At 72.8% G+C, this 19,893-nt stretch carries 18 protein-coding genes; 5 read left to right on the forward strand and 13 right to left on the reverse strand.

Annotated features, from left to right (window positions below):
- Positions 1-13 precede the first annotated feature (13 nt).
- From C4U03_RS14795 to eno, 7 genes are all read right to left on the reverse strand, one after another.
- Positions 14-1,327 (reverse strand): class I SAM-dependent methyltransferase, encoded by a 1,314-nt coding sequence (locus C4U03_RS14795; protein ID WP_103938317.1) that lies wholly within the window; start codon positions 1,325-1,327, stop codon positions 14-16.
- Positions 1,328-1,345: 18 nt separating this feature from the next.
- Complete coding sequence (locus C4U03_RS14800) at positions 1,346-2,710, reverse strand: NAD(P)/FAD-dependent oxidoreductase (protein WP_103938318.1); 1,365 nt, start codon at positions 2,708-2,710, stop codon at positions 1,346-1,348.
- A 266-nt stretch (positions 2,711-2,976) separates the two neighbouring features.
- A complete protein-coding gene (locus tag C4U03_RS14805; protein WP_103938319.1) occupies positions 2,977-3,810 on the reverse strand; it encodes a uracil-DNA glycosylase in 834 nt (277 codons plus the stop codon).
- Positions 3,811-3,886: 76 nt separating this feature from the next.
- A complete protein-coding gene (locus tag C4U03_RS14810) occupies positions 3,887-4,813 on the reverse strand; it encodes a Ppx/GppA phosphatase family protein (protein WP_103938320.1) in 927 nt (308 codons plus the stop codon).
- Positions 4,810-5,367 carry a DUF501 domain-containing protein gene (locus C4U03_RS14815; protein WP_103938321.1) on the reverse strand — a complete coding sequence of 186 codons (558 nt, stop codon included), beginning with the start codon at positions 5,365-5,367 and terminating at the stop codon, positions 4,810-4,812. Before C4U03_RS14815 ends, C4U03_RS14810 begins: the two co-directional genes overlap by 4 nt.
- A 23-nt stretch (positions 5,368-5,390) precedes the next feature.
- Positions 5,391-5,816 carry an FtsB family cell division protein gene (locus C4U03_RS14820; RefSeq protein WP_103938322.1) on the reverse strand — a complete coding sequence of 142 codons (426 nt, stop codon included), beginning with the start codon at positions 5,814-5,816 and terminating at the stop codon, positions 5,391-5,393.
- A gap of 10 nt (positions 5,817-5,826) precedes the next feature.
- On the reverse strand, positions 5,827-7,110 hold the full coding sequence (gene eno, locus C4U03_RS14825) for a phosphopyruvate hydratase (protein ID WP_103938323.1): 1,284 nt from the start codon (positions 7,108-7,110) through the stop codon (positions 5,827-5,829).
- Positions 7,111-7,324: 214 nt separating this feature from the next.
- Between eno and C4U03_RS14830 the strand changes: the two genes are divergently transcribed.
- From C4U03_RS14830 to C4U03_RS14840, 3 genes are read left to right on the forward strand one after another with little or no spacing between them, the layout of a single operon-like run.
- A complete protein-coding gene (locus C4U03_RS14830) occupies positions 7,325-8,377 on the forward strand; it encodes an ABC transporter substrate-binding protein (protein WP_103938324.1) in 1,053 nt (350 codons plus the stop codon).
- A complete protein-coding gene (locus C4U03_RS14835; RefSeq protein WP_103938325.1) occupies positions 8,374-9,180 on the forward strand; it encodes an ABC transporter ATP-binding protein in 807 nt (268 codons plus the stop codon). Before C4U03_RS14830 ends, C4U03_RS14835 begins: the two co-directional genes overlap by 4 nt.
- On the forward strand, positions 9,170-10,054 hold the full coding sequence (locus tag C4U03_RS14840; protein WP_103938326.1) for an ABC transporter permease: 885 nt from the start codon (positions 9,170-9,172) through the stop codon (positions 10,052-10,054). Before C4U03_RS14835 ends, C4U03_RS14840 begins: the two co-directional genes overlap by 11 nt.
- A gap of 53 nt (positions 10,055-10,107) precedes the next feature.
- Here the strand turns inward: C4U03_RS14840 and C4U03_RS14845 are convergent, their stop codons facing one another.
- From C4U03_RS14845 to C4U03_RS41830, 6 genes are all read right to left on the reverse strand, one after another.
- A complete protein-coding gene (locus C4U03_RS14845) occupies positions 10,108-10,473 on the reverse strand; it encodes a tetratricopeptide repeat protein (protein ID WP_103938327.1) in 366 nt (121 codons plus the stop codon).
- A 38-nt stretch (positions 10,474-10,511) separates the two neighbouring features.
- Entirely contained in the window at positions 10,512-11,603 is a 1,092-nt protein-coding gene (locus C4U03_RS14850; protein WP_103938328.1) for an NAD(P)-dependent alcohol dehydrogenase, read from the reverse strand.
- Complete coding sequence (locus tag C4U03_RS14855) at positions 11,600-12,364, reverse strand: helical backbone metal receptor (protein WP_103938529.1); 765 nt, start codon at positions 12,362-12,364, stop codon at positions 11,600-11,602. The genes C4U03_RS14850 and C4U03_RS14855 overlap by 4 nt, the downstream gene beginning before the upstream one ends.
- 125 nt (positions 12,365-12,489) lie before the next feature.
- Positions 12,490-15,717 (reverse strand): fused isobutyryl-CoA mutase/GTPase IcmF, encoded by a 3,228-nt coding sequence (gene icmF / locus C4U03_RS14860; protein WP_103938329.1) that lies wholly within the window; start codon positions 15,715-15,717, stop codon positions 12,490-12,492.
- A 61-nt stretch (positions 15,718-15,778) separates the two neighbouring features.
- Entirely contained in the window at positions 15,779-16,315 is a 537-nt protein-coding gene (locus C4U03_RS14865) for a MarR family winged helix-turn-helix transcriptional regulator (protein ID WP_103938530.1), read from the reverse strand.
- Positions 16,316-16,366: 51 nt separating this feature from the next.
- Entirely contained in the window at positions 16,367-16,621 is a 255-nt protein-coding gene (locus C4U03_RS41830; RefSeq protein ID WP_235017867.1) for a hypothetical protein, read from the reverse strand.
- Between the two features lie 189 nt (positions 16,622-16,810).
- Here C4U03_RS41830 and C4U03_RS14870 point away from each other — a divergent pair, with 189 nt between their 5' ends.
- Together C4U03_RS14870 and C4U03_RS14875 are read left to right on the forward strand one after the other, a co-directional pair.
- On the forward strand, positions 16,811-18,460 hold the full coding sequence (locus C4U03_RS14870) for an FAD-dependent oxidoreductase (protein ID WP_235017868.1): 1,650 nt from the start codon (positions 16,811-16,813) through the stop codon (positions 18,458-18,460).
- Complete coding sequence (locus C4U03_RS14875; RefSeq protein WP_103938330.1) at positions 18,457-19,875, forward strand: ATP-binding protein; 1,419 nt, start codon at positions 18,457-18,459, stop codon at positions 19,873-19,875. Before C4U03_RS14870 ends, C4U03_RS14875 begins: the two co-directional genes overlap by 4 nt.
- The last annotated feature ends 18 nt before the right edge of the window (positions 19,876-19,893 follow it).

Raw genomic sequence — 19,893 nt, forward strand, 5'->3', positions numbered from 1 at the left:
CGGCGACACGCCCTCACCGTCCGGCGCCGTGCACCGCCAGCGCGTCCACCAGGCTCTCCCCCGCCCGGCCGTCCCGGTCGCGGCGTACGGCGTAGATCTCGTGCACGCCGATCCGGCCGCTCTCGCAGGCCAGCGCCGAGGCGGCCAGGTACAGCAGCCACACCCGGGCCCGGCCGGGGCTGGCCAGCTCACCGGCCTCGGTCCAGTGCCGGCGCAGGCCGGCCGCCCACGAGCGCAGCGTGCGGGCGTAGTGCTCGCGCAGCGCGGTGACCCCGCGCACCTCCAGCCCGGCCTCCTCCAGCAGCGAGACCACCTCGCCGAGCGGGCGCAGCTCACCGTCCTCGGGGAACATGTAGCTGGTGGTGAACGTGCGACGCACGTGGTGCGGGCCGGGCCTGCGCAGGGTCTGCTGCACCAGCAACCGCCCGCCGGGGGCCAGCAGCTCGTACAGCCGGGCGGCGGGCAGCGCGGCCGAGCCGACCCCGCCGCCGAGGTCGGCGCCGCCCAGCCCCACGATCGCGTCGTACGGGCCGTCGCCCGCCGCGGTCAGGTCGCCCAGCCGCGGCTCCACCCGGTCCGACAGCCCCTCCTCCGCCGCGCGCCGCCGGATGTGGTCGGCCTGGGCCCGGGACCGGACGAGGCCGACCACGCGCACCGGCTCCCGCGTGGCGGCGTGGAAGGCGAACGCGCCCCATCCGCAGTTCAGGTCGAGTACCCGGGCCCCAGGGAAGAGGCCGAGCCGGGAGGTAACGGCCTCGCGCATCGCGCGCTGGGCCTCGTCGAGGTCCCGGGCACCCTCCCAGTCGCCACAACCGTAGGCCAGGCTGTCCCCCAGCAGCAGCCGGAAGAAGGCCGCCGACTCCCCGAACGGCCCGGCCAAGCCGGGATTGTCGGTGTGACGCCCGGTGGGGAACTCCTCGGGCGGCGGCTTGGGCTCGGGGCCGACCGCGCCGAGCATCACGGCGGTGCGCACGATCTCGCGCTTGTCGTCGCTGCCCAGCCGGATCGGCTCGTCCCCGTGCCGCATCACCCGCTGGACGGCGCCCAGCGCGGCGAAGATGTCGCCCTCGATGTCCAGCTCACCGGCCACGTAGGCACGCACCAGGCCCATCTCGCCGGGCTTCCACAGCATCCGGCGCAGCGCCCGCCGGTGCCGGATCACGAACGTCGGGGCCGTGTCCGGGCCGATCGAGCTGCCGTCCCAGGCCCGTACCCTGATCGGCAGCTCGGCCGCCGCGACCTGCGCGTCCCGGTCCCCGGAGTGCTCCGGGCCGAGCAGGATCCTGGTGAGCAGCGGCGCGAGCCGTGGGGCGACACCGTCCTGCATGCCAGGCCCACCTCCCTGTCATCGCTGGAGGGATGCCTCGCGCCGGCCGGTGGCCAGCGCGAACTCCTCCCGTGGACGATGGATCTCGCCCATCGAGACGATCTCACGGCGGAAGAACGTCGAGAGCGTCCAGTCCGCGGTCACCCGGGCCTTGCGATTGATCGTCGGCATCCGCGACAAATGGTATGTGCGGTGCAGGAACCAGGCGGGGAACCCCCGCAACTTCGTGCCGTAGACGTTCGCCACACCCTTGTACAGCCCCAGGCTCGCCACCGAGCCGACGTAGGCGTGCCGGTACGGCTGCCGTGGCTGACCCCGCAGGTCGGCCACGAGGTTGTCGGCCAGTCGGCGGGCCTGCCGGACCGCGTGCTGGGCGTTGGGCGCGCAGTACTGGCCGGGTTTGGTGAGATCGGGCACCGCCGCGTTGTCCCCGGCGGAGTAGACGCCCTCGACGCCCTCCACCACCAGTTCGGCGGTGACCTTGAGCCGTCCCCGCTCGTCCAGCGGGAGGCTGGTGGCGGCCAGCACCGGGTTGGGCTTGACCCCGGCGGTCCACACCAGCGTGCCGGACTCGAACTCCTCGCCGTCACTGAGCACGATGGTGCCGTCCTCGGCGGACTTGAGCTGGGTGCCGAGCTTGACCTCGATGCCGCGGCGGCGCAGCGTCTCCACCGTCCACCGCCCCATCTCCTCGCCGACCTCGGGCAGGATCCGCCCGGTGGCCTCGACCAGGACCCAGCGCATGTCGCCGGGCGTGATGGCGGGGTACCACTTGCAGGCGTCGCGGGCCATGTCCTCCAGTTCGCCCAGCGCCTCCACCCCGGCGTAGCCGCCGCCGACGAAGACGAACGTCAGGGTCCGGCGGCGGACCCGCTCGTCCTCGCTGGACGCCGCGATGTCCATCTGGGCGAGGACGTGGTTGCGCAGGTAGATGGCTTCGCCGAGGGTCTTGAAGCCGATGCCGCACTCGCTCAGGCCAGGGATCGGCAGCGTCTTGGAGACCGAGCCGAGGGCCACCACCAGCCGGTCGTAGGTCAGCTCCCGCTCGCCGTCCGCCATCAGTTCGGCGCCCACCACCCGGACCCTGGCCCGCCGCGCGGCGTGGTCGATGCTCAGCACGCGGCCGTTGAGGATGGTGCAGCGGTTGAGCACCCGGCGCAGCGGGGCGACCACATGTCGGGGCTCCAGGTTGCCGGCCGCCGCCTCGGGCAGGAACGGCTGGTAGGTCATGTAGGACTGGGGGTCGATGACGGTGATGTGCACCTGGCCTCGGGAGATCTCACGGCGGAGCTTGCGTTGCAGCCGCAGGGCGGTGTACATGCCGACGTAGCCGCCGCCGACGATCAGCACTCGGGTGGTCTTTCGCGCGTTCGTAGCAGGCATGGGGCTCCGGTACCCGCAACCACCGGCCTCATCCGCACCGGGACCGCGCTCCCGCCGCCGGGGGCGGCGTCCGGATCTTCACAGAAAAACCAGGAGTTCCTCCGAACCCCGGGCCCCGCATCGGCATCTCACCTCGTGTACGGGGAGCGTCGGCGGGTCAGGGCCCGACGGGGGCCTCAGCGGCCACGCCGCTGGGCAAGGCCCTGACCCGGCCCGCACCACGGGCCAGACCGGCCGCTCCCCCGGGTTCCCGGCGGTTTCCGGCGCTAGGCGGCCGGCGGGTCCGCCAGATCACGGGCCCGGGTGAACACCGCGTCGAGCATCTCCTCGGTGACCCGGCCGGTGAAGGTGTTCTGCTGGCTCGGGTGGTAGCAGCCCAGCAGCGTCACCGGTCCCGGCCCCGATCCCGCGGGCGGGGTCAGTTCCACCTCCACGCCGTGGCCGAACGGGGGGCGCGGCCGAGGCACCTCGTATCCCGCCTTCTTCAGCGCCGGCCACACGCCCTGCCAGGCGTACCCGCCCAGGGCCACGATCGCCCGTACCCTCGGGGCCACCTCCGCCACCTCGTGTTCCAGCCAGGGCAGGCAGGTGGCGCGCTCGGCCGGGGTGGGCTTGTTGTCGGGAGGGGCGCAGCGCACCGTGGCCACCACCCGCGTGCCCAGCAGGCGCTGCCCGTCCGCGGCGTGGACACTGGTGGGCTGCGCCGCCAGACCCACCCGGTGCAGCGATGCGAACAGCCAGTCGCCGCTGCGGTCACCGGTGAAGATCCGCCCGGTGCGGTTGCCGCCGTGCGCCGCCGGGGCCAGCCCGACGATCAGGACGCGCGGCCGCTCCTCGCCCCAGCCGGGGATGGGCCGTCCCCAGTACTCCTGGTCGGCGAACGCCCGGCGCCGCTCGACCGCCACCCGCTCGCGCCACTCCACCAGCCGGGGGCAGGCCCGGCACACCGACTCGCGGGCGCACAACTCGTGCAGCGTCGGCGCCCGGTCGGCCAGTTCCCGTACCTCCTGCGGGGTGCGGGCGACGGGCGTGCCGGGGGTCGCCGGGTCACCCGGCCATCCGCTGCCCGGCGGGACGAAGGGGGCGTTCACGGTGGTCACGGCCCGATCCTCGCACAGCCCCTGCCCGGCCCGCCGGTCGGATGGGGCCGGATGGGGCCGGATGGGATCGTTCCGGTCAGGCCAGCGACCAGGCGATGCCGTCGAGGATGTCGTGCTCGCTGACCACCACGGCGCCGAAGCCGTACTCGCGCATGATCCGGTCGAGGATCAGGGCGCCCATGCCGATCACGTCGACCCGGCCGGGGTGCATGACGCCGACCGCCGCCCGCTCGTCGTGGGACATGTGCAGCAGGTCGCGGGTGACCTCGTGGACCTGCGAGGCGGTGATGCGGGACAGGTGGATGCGCGCCGGGTCGTACTCGGTCAGCCCGAGCGCCATCCCGGCCACGGTGGTGACCGAGCCGGCCAGGCCGACCAGCGTGCGCGCCTCGTCCACCGGCACGCGTCGCCGGACGTCGGCCAGCGCGCCGTCGATGTCGGCCACCGCGGCGGCGATGCGCTCCGGGCTGGGCGGCGCGCCACCGGTGTCGCGCACGTGCCGCTCGGTCATCCGTACGCAGCCGATGTCCACCGAACGGGACGCCTGCGCGTGGGAGGAGCCCAGCACGAACTCCGTCGATCCGCCGCCGATGTCCACCACCAGGTAGGGGCGCGGCGGGCGCAGCTCGGCCAGCTCGCGGGTGGCGCCGAGGAACGACAGCTCGGCCTCCTCCTCACCGGTGACGACCTCCGGCTGCACGCCGAAGATGTCCACCACCCCGGCGACGAAGTCGGCCCGGTTGGCCGCGTCGCGGGTGGCGCTGGTGGCCACCACCCGGGTGCTCTCGGCGCCGTGCACGTCGATGAGCTTGGCGTAGGCGCGCATCGCGGTGAACGTGCGCTCCAGCGCCTGCGGCGCCAGCCGCCCGGTCTCGTCCACGCCCTCGCCCAGCCGGACGATCTCCATCCGGCGTTCCAGGTCGGTGAGCCTGCCGTCGGCGATGTCGGCGATCAGCAGCCGGACCGAGTTGGTCCCGCAGTCCACGGCCGCCACCCGGGTCATCGGGCCTCCTCGGTCTGTACGCAGGGTCCTTCGCACCACCAGTCGGGCAGCGCGTCCAGCGCCTCCCGGCCGAACGGGTTGACGCCCGGCACGGCCAGCTCGTGGCCGACCAGGGCGTGCAGGCATTTGACCCGCTCGGGCATGCCGCCGGCGCTCTGGGTGCCCGGCGGGAGCGGCTCGACACCCTCGTCCCGGGCCGCCTCGGCACGGCGGCGCAGGTAGTCGTCATGGGCGGCGCGGTAGCGGGCGGCCAGGTCCGGGTCGGTGGCCAGCCGCTCCTGCATCCGGCGCATCAGCCCGCTCGCCTCCAGGGTGCCGATGGCCGAGGCCGCCTTGGGGCAGGTCAGGTAGAACAGGGTCGGGAAGGGCGTGCCGCCGGGCAGCCGCGGGGTGGTCTCGATCACGTCGGGCAGCCCGCACGGGCAGCGGTGGGCCACCGCGCGCACCCCGCGCGGCTGTCGTCCCAGCTGCGCGGCGACGGCGGCCAGGTCGGCGCGCCGGACCGGCTCACCCGGGCCGCGGCCGCCGGGTTCGCCCTCGGGTCGCTCGCTCAAGCCTTCCTCACAATCGCGCCGGGTCAGCGGCCGTCGGCGGTCTCCACCGACCGCCACAGCGTCTGGTACCACGGCGGCCGCTGCCGTGCGCCGGGCTGCTGCGGGCGGTCGTCACCGCCGCCGCCGTCCAGCACGACGAAGCACTTCTCCCCCGGCATGCAGTAGTGCAGCCGCCGCCGGGCCTCCTGTTTAATGTACGACTCGTCGGCCAGCCGCTTCTGGTGGCGCTGCAGCCGCTCTACCTGCTGCTGGGCCAGGCGCTCCTGGTGCCGCAGCTCGGCGATCTCCTGGCGCTGGGCGATGTACTCGCGCACCGGATAGGCCAGGGTCAGCGCGATAGCGCACACCACCAGCGCCAGGATGGCCGCACGGCCGGTCAGATGGCCGCCGCCGGGCCGCCGGGACGCGGGGCGTCCGGCGGCCGGCGAGGGACTACGCTCGCCCGGCACGGCGGGGCGGTCAGCCGTTCCAGCCGAAGCGCGGGAACGCGGCGGCACCGGCGTAGCGGGCGGCGTCGCCGAGCAGTTCCTCGATGCGCAGCAGCTGGTTGTACTTGGCCACCCGGTCGCTGCGCGCCGGGGCGCCGGTCTTGATCTGGCCGCAGTTGGTGGCCACCGCCAGGTCGGCGATGGTGGTGTCCTCGGTCTCGCCGCTGCGGTGGCTCATCATGCAGCGGTAGCCGTTGCCGTGTGCCAGCGCCACCGCGTCCAGGGTCTCGGTGAGCGTGCCGATCTGGTTGACCTTGACCAGCAGGGCGTTGGCGGTGTCGGCCCCGATGCCGCGGGCCAGCCGCTCGGGGTTGGTGACGAACAGGTCGTCGCCGACCAGCTGGAGCCGGTCGCCCAGCCGCTCGGTCAGCGCCCGCCAGCCGTCCCAGTCCTCCTCGTCCAGCGGGTCCTCGATGGACACCAGCGGGTACGCGTCGGCCAGCTCGGCATAGTAGGCGGCCATCTCCTCGGCGCTGCGCTTGCCGCCCTCGAAGGAGTAGACGCCGTCGGAGCAGAACTCGGTGGCGGCCACGTCCAGGGCCAGCGCGATATCGGTGCCGGGGGTGAAGCCGGCCCGGCCGATCGCCTCCAGGATCAGGTCCAGCGCCTCGCGGTTGCTGGGCAGCTCGGGGGCGAAGCCGCCCTCGTCGCCCAGCCCGGTGGCCAGGCCGCGGCCCTTGAGCACGGCCTTGAGCGCGTGATAGACCTCCGCGCCCCAGCGCAGCGCCTCGCGGAAGGTGCCGGCGCCGATCGGGGCGACCATGAACTCCTGAATGTCCACGCTGGTGTCGGCGTGCGCGCCGCCGTTGAGGATGTTCATCATCGGCACCGGCAGCAGGTGCGCGTTGGGCCCGCCGACGTAGCGGAACAGGGGCAGCTCGGCGGACTCGGCGGCGGCCTTGGCCACCGCCAGCGAGACGCCCAGCACGGCGTTGGCGCCGAGCCGGGACTTGTCCGGGGTACCGTCCAGGTCGATCAGCCGCTGGTCGACCAGCCGCTGGTCGCTGGCCAGGTAGCCGACCAGGGCCTCGTCGATCTCGTCGTTGACGGCCTTGACGGCCCGCTCCACGCCCTTGCCGCCGTACCGGTCACCGCCGTCGCGCAGCTCCACGGCCTCGAACTGGCCGGTGGAGGCGCCGGAGGGCACCGCGGCGCGGGCCTCGGTCCCGTCGTCGAGGAGCACCTCGACCTCGACGGTGGGGTTTCCGCGGGAGTCGAGGATCTCCCGAGCGAACACTGCCTCGATCGAGGACACGGATCACTCCCTGGTGATGACGGCTGAGCTGTTCCTCCCAGAGCCTAGCCGGGGCCCCTCGGCGCCGACCAACTGGCACGCCGCTCCCGGCATATCAGGCGCCACCGACCAATCCGCGTTATCGATCCGTGTCCGGCGAGCGACTTGACCTAATCCCTATCGATATTGTCTACTACTCGCGGCTAACCGACATGATTAGTAGGGAAACTGTCCAATGCTACGCACGCTGAAGCGACGCACCGTCGCGGCCGCCCTCCTCCTGTTCGCCGGCACGGGGGCGCTGGCCGCCTGTGGCGGCTCCGACGACGACGGCGGCTCCGGTGGCGGGGACGGCCAGCTCAAGCTGGGCTTCTTCCCGAACATCACGCACGCCACCGCCCTGGTCGGGGTGGACAAGGGGATCTTCGCCAAGCACCTGGGCACCGCCCCCAAGACCGCCACCTTCAACGCGGGCCCCGCGGCGGTGGAGGCGCTGTTCGCCAAGGGCGTCGACGCCACGTTCATCGGCCCCAACCCGGCCATCAACGCCTGGGCCAAGTCCAAGGGCCAGGGCATCAAGATCATCTCTGGGGCGGCCTCCGGCGGCGCCTCGCTGGTGGTCAAGCCCGAGATCAAGTCCATCGAGGACCTGAAGGGCAAGAAGATCGCCACCCCGCAGCTCGGCAACACCCAGGACGTGGCGGCGCGGTCGTACTTCAAGTCCAAGGGGCTGACCGCCAACAAGGACGGCAGCGGCGACATCAAGATCGTCCCGCAGGAGAACTCGCAGACCATCGACACCTTCAAGCAGGGCGCCATCGACGGCGCCTGGGTGCCCGAGCCGTTCGCCTCCCGGCTGATCCTGGAGAGCGGCGGCAAGGAGCTGCTCAACGAGAAGGACCTGTGGCCGGGCGGCAAGTTCGTGGTCACCCACCTGATCGTGCGGACCGACTTCGCCAAGGAGCACCCCGACACGGTGCGCAAGCTGATCGAGGCCACCGTCGAGGCCACCGACTACATCAACACCAACCCCGACGAGGCCAAGAAGTCGGTGAACGCCCAGCTGACCAAGCTGTCGGGCAAGCCGATCAAGGACGACGTGCTGGACGCGGCGTTCAAGAACATCACCTTCACCACCGACCCGGTCGCCTCCTCGCTGCTCACCGGCGCCAAGAACGCCGAGGCCGTCGATCTGCTGGAGCCGGTGGACCTGAACGGCATCTACGACCTCACCACCCTCAACGAAGTCCTGAAGGCAGGCGGAAAGGCACAGGTCAAGGCAGCATGAGCCAGGCCACTACGGCCACGCCGAGCCGGACCGCGGCAGCGGTCCGGCTCAGTGGCGTCTCCAAAGCATTCGGTTCCGGCGACACGGCGCTGCTCGCGCTGGACAACGTCTCCCTGGAGGTGTCCCCGGGCGAGTTCGTCTGCCTGCTGGGCGCCTCCGGGTGCGGCAAGAGCACCCTGCTCAACCTGGTGGCCGACCTGGACAAGGTCACCGCGGGCAGCATCGACGTGGGCGGCGCCCGGGTGGCGCTGATGTTCCAGGAGCCCGCGCTGTTCCCCTGGCTGACCGTCACCGGCAACCTCGAACTGGCGCTGCGTCAGCGCGGCGTGCCCCGGCAGGAGCGCCGGGCCCGCGCCGCCGAGCTGCTGGCCTCGGTGCATCTGAGCGGCTTCGAGAAGAAGCGCCCGCACCAGTTGTCGGGCGGCATGCGCCAGCGGGTCGCGCTGGCCCGCGCGCTGGCCCTCACCGTGGACGAGGACGGCGACGGCGGCCGGGGCACCGTGCTGCTGATGGACGAGCCGTTCGGGGCGCTGGACGCGATGACCCGCGACCTGCTGCACGACGAGATCGAGCGGATCTGGCGGGAGCGCGGGCTGACCGTCCTGTTCGTCACCCACAACGTCCGTGAGGCGGTGCGGCTCGGCGACCGGGTGGTGCTGCTCAGCAGCCGGCCCGGCCGGGTGGTGGAGGAGTTCGCGGTGCCGATGGAGCGGCCCCGCCGGATCGACTCCACCGAGGTCGCCACGCTGGCCGCCACGATCACCGACCGGCTGCGCGCGGAGGTGGGCCGTCATGGCGCTTGAGACCCGCAAGCCCGGGACCGGCAGATCGCCCGACGTCAACCGGGAGCTGGCCGGGCTGGACGCGCTGGAGCTGGCGGCCGGCGCCCGGCGGAGCCCGCTGTCGCGGCTGTGGTCGGCGGTGTGGCCGATGCTCGTCGCCGTCGCGATCGCGCTCGGCGCCTGGGAGCTGGTGGTGCTCAGCGGCTGGAAGGAGCCCTGGGTGCTGCCCGGCCCGCGCGACGTGCTGCCGGAGTTCTGGAACGTGGTAACGGACGGCCGGTTCTGGGACGCCGTGGGGCTGACCATGCAGCGGGCCGTGATCGGGTTCGCGGTGGCGACCGCGATCGGCGTGCTGATCGGCGCGGTGGTGTCCCGGTCGATGATCCTGCGCCGGGCCTTCGGCTCGCTGATCACCGGGCTGCAGACCATGCCGTCGATCGCCTGGTTCCCGCTGGCCATCCTGCTGTTCCAGCTCAGCGAGAGCGCGATCCTGTTCGTGGTGGTGCTGGGCGCGGCCCCGTCCATCGCCAACGGGCTGATCACGGGGGTCGACTACACGCCGCCGATCCTGCTGCGGGCGGGCAAGGTGATGGGGCTGCGCGGGCTGGGCCTGTACCGGCACCTGATCATCCCGGCCTCGCTGCCGTCCTTCGTGGCCGGGCTCAAGCAGGGTTGGGCGTTCGCCTGGCGCAGCCTGATGGCCGGCGAGCTGCTGGTGATCATCGGCGACACCCAGTCGGTGGGCACCCTGCTGCACTTCGCCCGCGAGCTGTCGGACACCGAGCGGATGATCTCGGTGATGATCGTGATCCTGATCATCGGCATCCTGGTCGACCAGCTGTTCGCGCTGGCCGACCGGACGCTGCGCAACCGCTGGGGGCTGAACACCGACTGAGATGCCGGCCGACCCGTCGTTCCGGGGGGCGCACCGGCCCCCCGGAACACGGTTCAGACGAGGTCGGCGGCCGTGACCGAGACCTCGATCTCCGCGCTGGACTCGGCGCCGAGGGCCCGCGCCAGCCTGCGGTGGCGCCCGGCCTCGTCCGGGCGTCCGGCGCGCTCCAGAGTGCGGGCCAGCGCCTCGTAGGCCCAGCCGTCGGCCGGGTCCAGCTCCACCAGCCGGCGGAAGGCGCGCTCGGCCCGACCGAGCGAAGCGCTGTGGAAGTGGGCGCGGCCCAGCAGCTCGGTCACCGCGCGGTTGCCCGGCTCCCGCTCGGCGATGGGGGCCAGGATCCGGCTCGCCCCGGCGTAGTCCTTGGCCTCGAAGAAGTCGACGGCGCGGCGGTACTCCTCGTAGAGGTCCAGTTGCTTCATGAAACCCACTAACACGGCGGTGCGCGCCGATGTTCCCGTCAGAAGATCAGGACCGGCTTGACGGCCGCGCCGTCGCGGGCGGCGGCCATCGCCTCGTTGACGTCGGCGAAGGAGAACGTGCGCACCAGCCTCTCCACCGGCAGCTCACCGGCCCGGTGGTGCTCGATGAGCCGGGGGATGAAGCGCTGCGGGATGGCGTCGCCCCCGACCGAACCCCGGATCCCCCGGCCCATCACCAGCATGGTCTGGTCCAGCCGGACGGGGTTGGCCCGCCCCTGGAAGCCGACGGTGACGCACATGCCCGGAGTCGCCAGCGAGGCGACCGCCGCCTGCACCACGAAGGGCAGGCCGGAGCATTCGACGGCGTGGTCCACCCCGCCGGTCAGCTCGACGACCGCCTCCGCCGGGGGGCCCGCCGTGGGGTCCACCACGGCGGTGGCGCCCAGCGCCTCGGCCAGGGCGCGGCGGTGGGGGTCGGGGTCCACCGCGACGATCGGCTCACAGCCGGCGATCCTGGCGGCCATCACCGCGCTCAGCCCCACCGCACCGGCCCCGAACACCGCCAGGGAGGAGCCCTTGCGGGGCCGCAGCGCGTTGAGCACGGCCCCGGCGCCGGTCTGCACGCCGCAGCCCAGCGGCGCCAGGTGCTCCAGCGGCAGGTCGGACGCGACACGGACCACGTTGCGCTCGGTCGTCAGGGAGTAGGCCGCCCAGGACGACTGGCCGAAGAAGTGGGACCGGATCGGCTCGCCGTCCCGGCTCATGGCGGTGCTGCCGTCCGGCCGCGTCCCGTGGTGGTTCAGCTCCAGGAAGCTGTCGCAGTAGGCCATCCTGCCCTGCCCGCACTTGGCGCACAGCCCGCACCAGCCATAGCTGAGCACGACGTGGTCGCCGGGCTGCACGGCCTCGACGTCGGCGCCCACCGCCTCGACGACCCCGGCGCCCTCGTGGCCGAGCACCAGCGGCGGCGCCGCCGGATCGTGGCCGGCGGCGGTCACCAGGTCGGTGTGGCAGACGCCGGCGGCGACCAGCCGCACCAACACCTCGTCGGGCCGCGGCCCCTCCAGTTCGGTCTCCTCCAGCGCGAGCGGCTCGTGCGGGGCCCGCAGCACGGCGGCGGTGATCTTCATCGAACCTCCTGGGCGAGCTGTGCGCGCAGCACCTGGGGCGCGGTCACCAGCGAGGGGCCGTACCAGGTCAGATGGCGTCCGCTGACCAGGGCGCAGGCGATCTGGGGAAAGCTCTCCGGGCCGTCCTCGGCGGTGAACCGGTAGGGCTCGTCCGGCAGCACCACCAGGTCGGGGCGGGCGGCCACCAGCGCGCCGACGCCGATCCTGGGATAACGCTCGGCATGGCCGGCGTACAGGTTGTCCACGCCGAGCCGGGCCAGCACGTCACCGGCGAAGGTGTCGCGGCCCACCACCATCCACGGCCGCCGCCACACCGGGATCACCGCACCGCGGCGCCGCTCCGGCTCGGGCAACGCCGCCCACACCCGTTCGGCCTCCTCCAGCCAGGAGGGGACGGGCAGCCGGCAGGCGCCGGTGAGCAGGCGGCGCAGCGAGGCCAGCGCCTGGTCCACGGTGCGGATGACGGTGACCCAGACCGGCAGCCCGGCCTCCCGCAGCGCGGCCAGATCCGGGGCCCGGTTCTCCTCCTCGTTGGCCAGCACGACGTCGGGACGCAGCGCCCGGACGAGTTCGACGTCCGGGTTCTTGGTGCCGCGCACCCGGGTGACCTCCAGCCCGGCCGGGTGGCTGCACCAGTCGGTGGCGCCGACCAGCAGCCCGGGATCGGTGGCGGCGACCGTCTCGGTGAGCGAGGGCACCAGCGAGACCACCCGCCGTACCCGATCCGGTACGGGCACCTCGGCCCCCGTGTCGTCGCGCAGCACCACCACTCCCCTGCTCACCCTGAACCGAACCTGATTCTAGGGGTGGCGCCGCCCGGATGCGCGGCGGCCACGCGCGGCGGCCGCCGCCTCCGGCGCGTTCCCGCGGTGCCGGCCGCCGCCTCCTACACGTTCCTGCGGTACTGGCCGCCCGCCTCGAACAGGGCCTCGGTGATCTGCCCCAGGGAGCAGACCCGCGCGGTGTCCATCAGCACCGCGAAGGCGTTCTCCCCGAAGGTGGCCGCCTCACGCAGCCGCCGCAGCGCCGCCGGGGCCTCCTCGCGGTGGGCCGCCTGGAACTCCGCCAGCCGCCGCAGCTGGCCGCGCTTCTCCTCCTCGGTGCCCCGGGCCAGCTCGATCGGGCCGGACGGCTCCTGCGAGGCCTCGGAGGTGAAGGTGTTGACTCCGACGATCGGCAGGCTGCCGTCGTGCTTGCGCTGCTCGTAGAGCATCGACTCGTCCTGGATGCGGCCCCGCTGGTAGCCGGTCTCCATCGCGCCGAGCACCCCGCCGCGCTCGCTGAGGCGCTCGAACTCGGCCAGCACCGCCTCCTCCACCAGGTCGGTGAGCTGCTCGATGATGAACGAGCCCTGGTTGGGGTTCTCGTTCTTGGCCAGACCCCACTCGCGGTTGATGATCAGCTGGATGGCCAGCGCGCGGCGCACCGACTCCTCGGTCGGGGTGGTGATGGCCTCGTCGTAGGCGTTGGTGTGCAGGCTGTTGCAGTTGTCGTAGATGGCGATCAGCGCCTGCAGCGTGGTGCGGATGTCGTTGAAGTCCATCTCCTGGGCGTGCAGCGACCGCCCGGAGGTCTGGACGTGGTACTTCAGCTTCTGGCCGCGCTCGCTCGCCCCGTACCGCTCCCGCATGGCGATCGCCCAGATGCGGCGGGCGACCCGGCCGAGCACCGAGTATTCGGGGTCCATGCCGTTGGAGAAGAAGAACGACAGGTTGTGGGCGAAGTCGTCGATGTGCATGCCCCGCGCCAGGTACGCCTCCACGTAGGTGAAGCCGTTGGCCAGCGTGAAGGCGAGCTGGCTGATGGGGTTGGCCCCGGCCTCGGCGATGTGGTAGCCGGAGATCGACACCGAGTAGAAGTTGCGGACGCCGTTCTGGACGAACCACTCCTGGATGTCGGCCATCATCCGCAGGCTGAACTCGGTGGAGAAGATGCAGGTGTTCTGCCCCTGGTCCTCCTTGAGGATGTCGGCCTGCACGGTGCCCCGCACCGTGGCCAGCACGGCGGCGCGCACCTCGGCGGCCTCCTGCTGCGACGGCTCCCGGCCGTGCTCGGTGGCGAAGCGCTCCATCGCCTGGTCGATGGCGGTGTTGAGGAAGAACGCCAGGATCGTCGGGGCCGGCCCGTTGATCGTCATCGACACCGAGGTGGTCGGGTCGGTGAGGTCGAACCCGTCGTAGAGCGCCTTCATGTCGTCCAGCGTGGCGATCGACACCCCTGAGGTGCCCACCTTGCCGTAGATGTCGGGGCGTTCGGCCGGGTCCTGGCCGTACAGCGTCACCGAGTCGAACGCGGTGGACAGCCGGGTGGCGGGCTGGCCCTGCGAGAGCCTCTTGAAGCGCCGGTTGGTGCGGAAGGCGTCGCCCTCCCCGGCGAACATGCGGGTGGGGTCCTCGTCGTCCCGCTTGAACGGGAAGACCCCGGCGGTGAACGGGAACATGCCCGGCAGGTTCTCCAAGCGCAGGAATCGCAGCAGGTCACCGTCGTCGGACAGCCTCGGCAGCGCCACCCGCGGGATGCGGGTGCCCGACAGGGTCTCCCGCCACAGCGGCGTGTGGATCTCCCGGTCCCGGACGCGGACCACCAGTTCGTCGCCCGAGTAGGCGTCCCGGGTCTCGGCCCAGCCGTCCAGCAGGGCCCGCGCCTCGTCGCCGACCTCCTCCTCGGCCGCGGCCAGCAGCCGTTCCAGCTCGGCGACGTCCCCGCCGGCCTCGGCGAGCAGCTCGCGGGCGGTCCGCAGCCGCTGGCGGCGGCGGGCCGCCTCGGCCTGCGCCTCGGTCTCGGCGTGGTAGGCGGCCACGGTCCGGGCGATCTCCGCCAGGTAGCCGGCGCGTTCCGGCGGGATGACGGCCTGGATGCGGGAGGAGACCCTGCCGGGCACCCGGGCCAGCGCGCCGGGGGCGGCGGGCAGGCCGTGCTCGGCGAGGCGCTCGCGCAGCTCGTGGTAGAGCGCGGTGACCCCGTCGTCGTTGAAGCGGGCGGCGATGGTGCCGAACACCGGCATGTCCTCGGGCCGGGCCCCGAACGCCTCCCGGTTGCGCACCAGCTGGCGGCGCACGTCACGCAGCGCGTCCTCGGCGCCGCGCCGCTCGAACTTGTTGATCGCCACCGCGTCGGCGAAGTCCAGCATGTCGATCTTCTCCAGCTGGGACGCGGCGCCGAACTCCGGGGTCATCACGTACAGCTTGACGTCGGCGAACGGCACGATCGCGGCGTCGCCCTGCCCGATGCCCGGGGTCTCCACGATCACCAGGTCATAACCGGCGGCCTGGCAGGCGGCGATGACGTCCCCGAGGTGCTCGGGCAGCTCGCGGGCGCCCCGGGTGGCCAGCGACCGGAAGAAGGTGGTGCCCTCGTGCAGGGAGTTCATCCGGATCCGGTCACCCAGCAGCGCGCCGCCGCTGCGGCGGCGGGTGGGGTCCACGGCGATCACGGCGATCCGCAGCTTGTCCTCGGTGTCCACCCGGAAGCGGCGGACCAGCTCGTCGGTGAGCGAGGACTTGCCGGACCCGCCGGTGCCGGTGATGCCCAGCACGGGCACGGTACGCCCCGCCGCGGCCTCCCGCACCGCCCGCAGGCCGTCCTCGTCGGCCTGGCCCGCCTCGATGACCGTAATGGCGCGGGCCAGCGCCCGGACGTCCCCGCCGGTCAGCCCCTCGCCCGGCAGGCCGCCCGCGGCCGGGTCCACGTCGCAGTCCCGGATCAGCTCGTTGATCATGCCGGTCAGGCCGAGCCGCTGGCCGTCCTCCGGGGAGAAGATCCGCGCCACCCCGTGGGCGTGCAGCAGTTCGATCTCCTCGGGAACGATGACGCCGCCGCCCCCGCCGTAGACCTTGATGTGCCCGGCGCCACGCTCGGCCAGCAGGTCCACCAGGTAGCGGAAGAACTCCACGTGGCCGCCCTGGTAGGAGCTGATGGCCACGCCCTGCGCGTCCTCCTGGATCGCGGCCTCGACGATCTCGGCGACCGAGCGGTTGTGCCCCAGGTGGATCACCTCGGCGCCCTGGGACTGCAGGATCCGCCGCATGATGTTGATCGCCGCGTCGTGCCCGTCGAACAGCGCCGCCGCGGTGACGAACCGGACCGGGTGGACGGGCTTGTACAAGGTGGCCATGACCAAATACTAGGACGTCCTACTATTTGGCGTCCACACAAGGGGGTGCGGGAACCGGGGCTCAGTGCGCGGTGCTCGTCCAGGGATCGGCCACCTCAGGGCCGAAGTCGCCGGCCGCCCGCCGGATCCGGCGCAGCAGCCCGCTCAGCGTCACCGCGTCCGGCTCCGCCAGCGCGCCCAGCCCGAAGTCGATGGCGTTGAGCACCTCGGTGGCCGCCGCCGCCACCTCGTGGCCGCGCTCGCTGATCTCCGCCAGCACCCGCCGCCGGTCGGCCGGGTCCGCTACCCGCCGCACCAGCCCGGCCGCCTGCAACCGGTCGATGGTGTTGGTGACGCTGGTCGGATGCACCATGAGCCGCTCGCCCATCTTGCCCAGCGGCAGCCGCCCCGCCCGGCTGAAGTGCAGCAGCACCAGCGCCTCGTAACTGGCGAACGTCAGCCCGTACGGCTTGAGCGCGCGTTCCACCTCGCCCAGCAGGATCTGCTGCACCCGCATCACCGAGGTGATGGCGGCCATGTGCTCGGCATGCTCGGGCCACCGCCGCAGCCACTGCCGGCGGGCCTCGGCGATCGGGTCAAGGGGGGCTCCGGACGTCATCACCGGTCACCGTACCGTTCGCCGGGCCGGGTGGCCGCGACGAGGTACGGCTCAGGTCTCGTCGTCGTCGTCCTCGTCCGGCCGGCCGAGCTCGTCGAGCAGCCGGTCGCGTTCGGTCTCCAGGGCCGCGACCAGGGCGGCGCGCTCCTCGCGCGCGGCGAGGTCCCCCCCGGCGTCCCCGAAGTCCTGGGGCTCACCGGTGGGCGGGCCGAGTTCGGCGCGCAGGGCGGCCAGGTCGATCTCGATCTCCCGCAACCGTGCCCACCTGTCGTCGGCGGTTCGACCGCCGGCAGCGTCCGTGCCCATCTGCCCCCCTTTGTCCGCCGCTCTGGTGGAGGCACTTTCCCGCGGCCCCGCCGCCCAATCCGGCCGGTGCCCTCCGCCCCGTTCGGCCCGGCCGGTGCCGGCGGGAAGGCCGAAACGACCTTCCCGGGCGTTCCATCACGCTCCACACCGCCTACGCTCCGTTCCGAGTGGCGAACGAAGGGACTGAGAGTGTCGAAGCCTGTGATCTTGACGGTGGACGACGATCCGGGGGTGTCCCGGGCCGTGGGCCGGGATCTGCGCCGCCGGTACGCCGAGTCGTACCGGATCGTCCGCGCCGAGTCCGGGCCGCAGGCCCTGCAGACGCTCAAGGAGGTCCGGCTGCGCGGCGACGAGGTCGCACTGCTGGTCGCCGACCACCGGATGCCGGAGATGACCGGGGTGGAGTTCCTGGAACAGGCGATGGACCTGTACCCGTTCGCCCGGCGGGTGCTACTGACCGCCTACGCCGACACCGACGCGGCGATCCGGGCGATCAACGTGGTCGACCTGGACCACTACCTGATGAAGCCGTGGAACCCGCCCGAGGAGAAGTTCTACCCGGTCATCGACGCCCAACTGGACGCCTGGCAGCGGCAGGACCGACGGCTGCCCGGCGAGCTGCGGGTGATCGGGCACCGCTGGTCGACCCGTTCCTACGAGGTGCGCGACTTCCTGGCGCGCAACCAGGTGCCCTACTCGTGGATGCTGGAGGAGGACCCCGAGGCCGCGCCGCTGCTGGCGGCGGCCGGGGACGGGTGCGAGCTGCCGCTGGTGGTGACCGCCGACGGCGAGGTGCTGCAGGCGCCGACGGACGCCGAGCTGGCCGCGGCGGTGGGCCTGGCCACCGTCCCGGACGCCGACTTCTACGACCTGGTGGTGGTCGGCGGCGGCCCGGGCGGGCTGGGCGCCGCCGTCTACGGGGCCTCCGAGGGGCTGCGCACCGTGCTGGTCGAACGGCACGCCACCGGCGGGCAGGCCGGACAGAGCTCCCGCATCGAGAACTACCTGGGCTTCCCCGACGGGCTGTCGGGCTCCCAGCTGGCCGAGCGGGCCCGGCGCCAGGCCGTCCGGCTCGGCGCCGAGCTGCTGACCGCCTGCCAGATCGTCGCGCTGGAGCAGCGCGGGCGGGCCCGGGTGGTGCGGCTGGCGGACGGCCGGGAGATCGCCGCGCACGCGGTCATCCTGGCGATGGGCGTGAACTACCGCCGGCTGGACGCGCCCGGGCTGGAGGACCTGGTCGGCCGGGGCGTCTACTACGGGGCCGCGCTCACCGAGGCGCCCAACTGCTCCGGCCAGGAGGTGTACGTGATCGGCGGGGCCAACTCCGCCGGGCAGGCCGCCGTCCACCTGGCCAGGGTCGCCGAGAAGGTGCACATCCTGGTGCGGGCGGACGGCCTGGAGAAGTCCATGTCGCACTACCTGATCCAGCAGATCGCCGAGACCGGCAACATCGAGGTGCACACCCGCACCGTGGTGAAGTCCGGCGCGGGCGAGGACCATTTGGAACGGCTCACCCTGGCCTCCCCCGAGGGCGAGCGGACGGTGGACGCTCAGTACCTGTTCGTCTTCATCGGCGCCGAGCCGCACACCTCCTGGCTGGAGGGCGTGGTCGAACGAGACGCCCGCGGCTTCGTCCTCACCGGGCCGGACCTGGTCGCCGGGGGGCGGCGGCCGGCCGGCTGGCCGCTGCAACGCCAGCCCTACCACCTGGAGACCAGCGTGCCCGGGGTGTTCGCGGCCGGGGACGTACGGGCCGAGTCGATGAAACGGGTCGCCTCGGCGGTCGGCGACGGCGCCATGGCCGTCGCGCTGGTCCACCGCTACCTGGAGAAAGCATGATGGGAACGCCGATCACGATCGACGAGCTGCGGCCGCTGTTCCTGTTCGAGAAGCTGACCGACGAGCAGCTGACGCTGCTGGCCGCGCACGGCCACGTCCACGAGTACAAGGCCGGCGTCGAGGTCTGCCGGCAGGGCGATCCGGCCGAGTACCTGTACGTGCTGCTGGACGGCGAGATCGCGCTGACCAAGAACGTGGGGGGCCACGAGGTCGAGCTGACCCGCGGCGCCCGGCCCGGCGTCTACGGCGGCGCCACCCAGGCGTACCTGGGCGACCGGATCGAGCAGCGGTACCAGAACACCGTGCGGACGGTGCGGCGCACCAGGCTGTTCGCGCTGCCCGCCCGCAAGTTCGCGCACATCGTCAGCGAGTGGTTCCCGATGGGCATGCACCTGCTGGAGGGCCTGTTCTTCGGGTTGAGCAGCACCAAGCAGCTGGTGGACCAGCGCGAGCGGCTGACCGCGCTGGGCACCATCACCGCCGGGCTCACCCACGAGCTCAACAACCCGGCGGCCGCCGCCGCGCGGGCCAACGCCGAACTGGGCGAGCTGCTGGCCTCCTCCCAGCAGCGGCTGGCCAAGCTGGCCGCGCACGGGGTGGACTGCGCGCGGCTCGGCGACCTGGTGCTGACGCAGGAACGGCTGGCCAAGCGGGCCGCACAGGCCGCCTCCCGGACCCCGCTGCAGGTCAGCGATGCCGAGGACGAGCTGGGCGACCGACTGGAGGAGCTGGGCGTGGCCGACGCCTGGGAGCTGGCGCCCAGCCTGGTGGCCGCCGGGTTCGGCGGCGCGGACATCACCGAGGTCGCCGACCTGGTCGGCGCGGAGCACCTGCCGGCGGCGCTGCGCTGGCTGGCCGAGGTGCTGGAGATCGCCCAGCTTCAGTCGGAGATCACCGACGCGCTGACCCGGATCACCGCGCTGCTGGGCTCGGCCCGCCAGTACTCCCAGATGGACCGGGCGCCCGACCAGACGGTGGACCTGCGCGAGCTGCTGAACAGCACCCTCACCATGCTCAAACGCAAGATCGGCGAGGGCGTCCGGGTGACCACCGACTACACCGCGGACCTGCCGCAGGTCCAGGTCTACGCCGCCGAGCTCAACCAGGTGTGGACCAACATCATCGACAACGCCCTGTACGCCATGGGCGGCTCGGGGACGCTGACGGTCCGCACCGCCCGGGAGGGCGACCACGCGCTGGTGGAGATCGGCGACACCGGCCCCGGTATCCCCGAGGACGACCTGCCGCGGATCTTCACCCCGTTCTTCACCACCAAGCCGGTGGGTGAAGGCACCGGGCTCGGCCTGGACATCTCCTGGCGGATCGTGGTCGACCGGCACGGCGGCGACATCCGGGTGCACTCGCGGCCCGGCGACACCCGATTCCAGGTGCTGCTCCCGCTCACCGTGAGGTGACCGCCGGGCGCGGGCGGC

Source organism: Thermomonospora echinospora (assembly GCF_900108175.1).
In the GTDB taxonomy this organism is placed as follows: domain Bacteria; phylum Actinomycetota; class Actinomycetes; order Streptosporangiales; family Streptosporangiaceae; genus Thermomonospora; species Thermomonospora echinospora.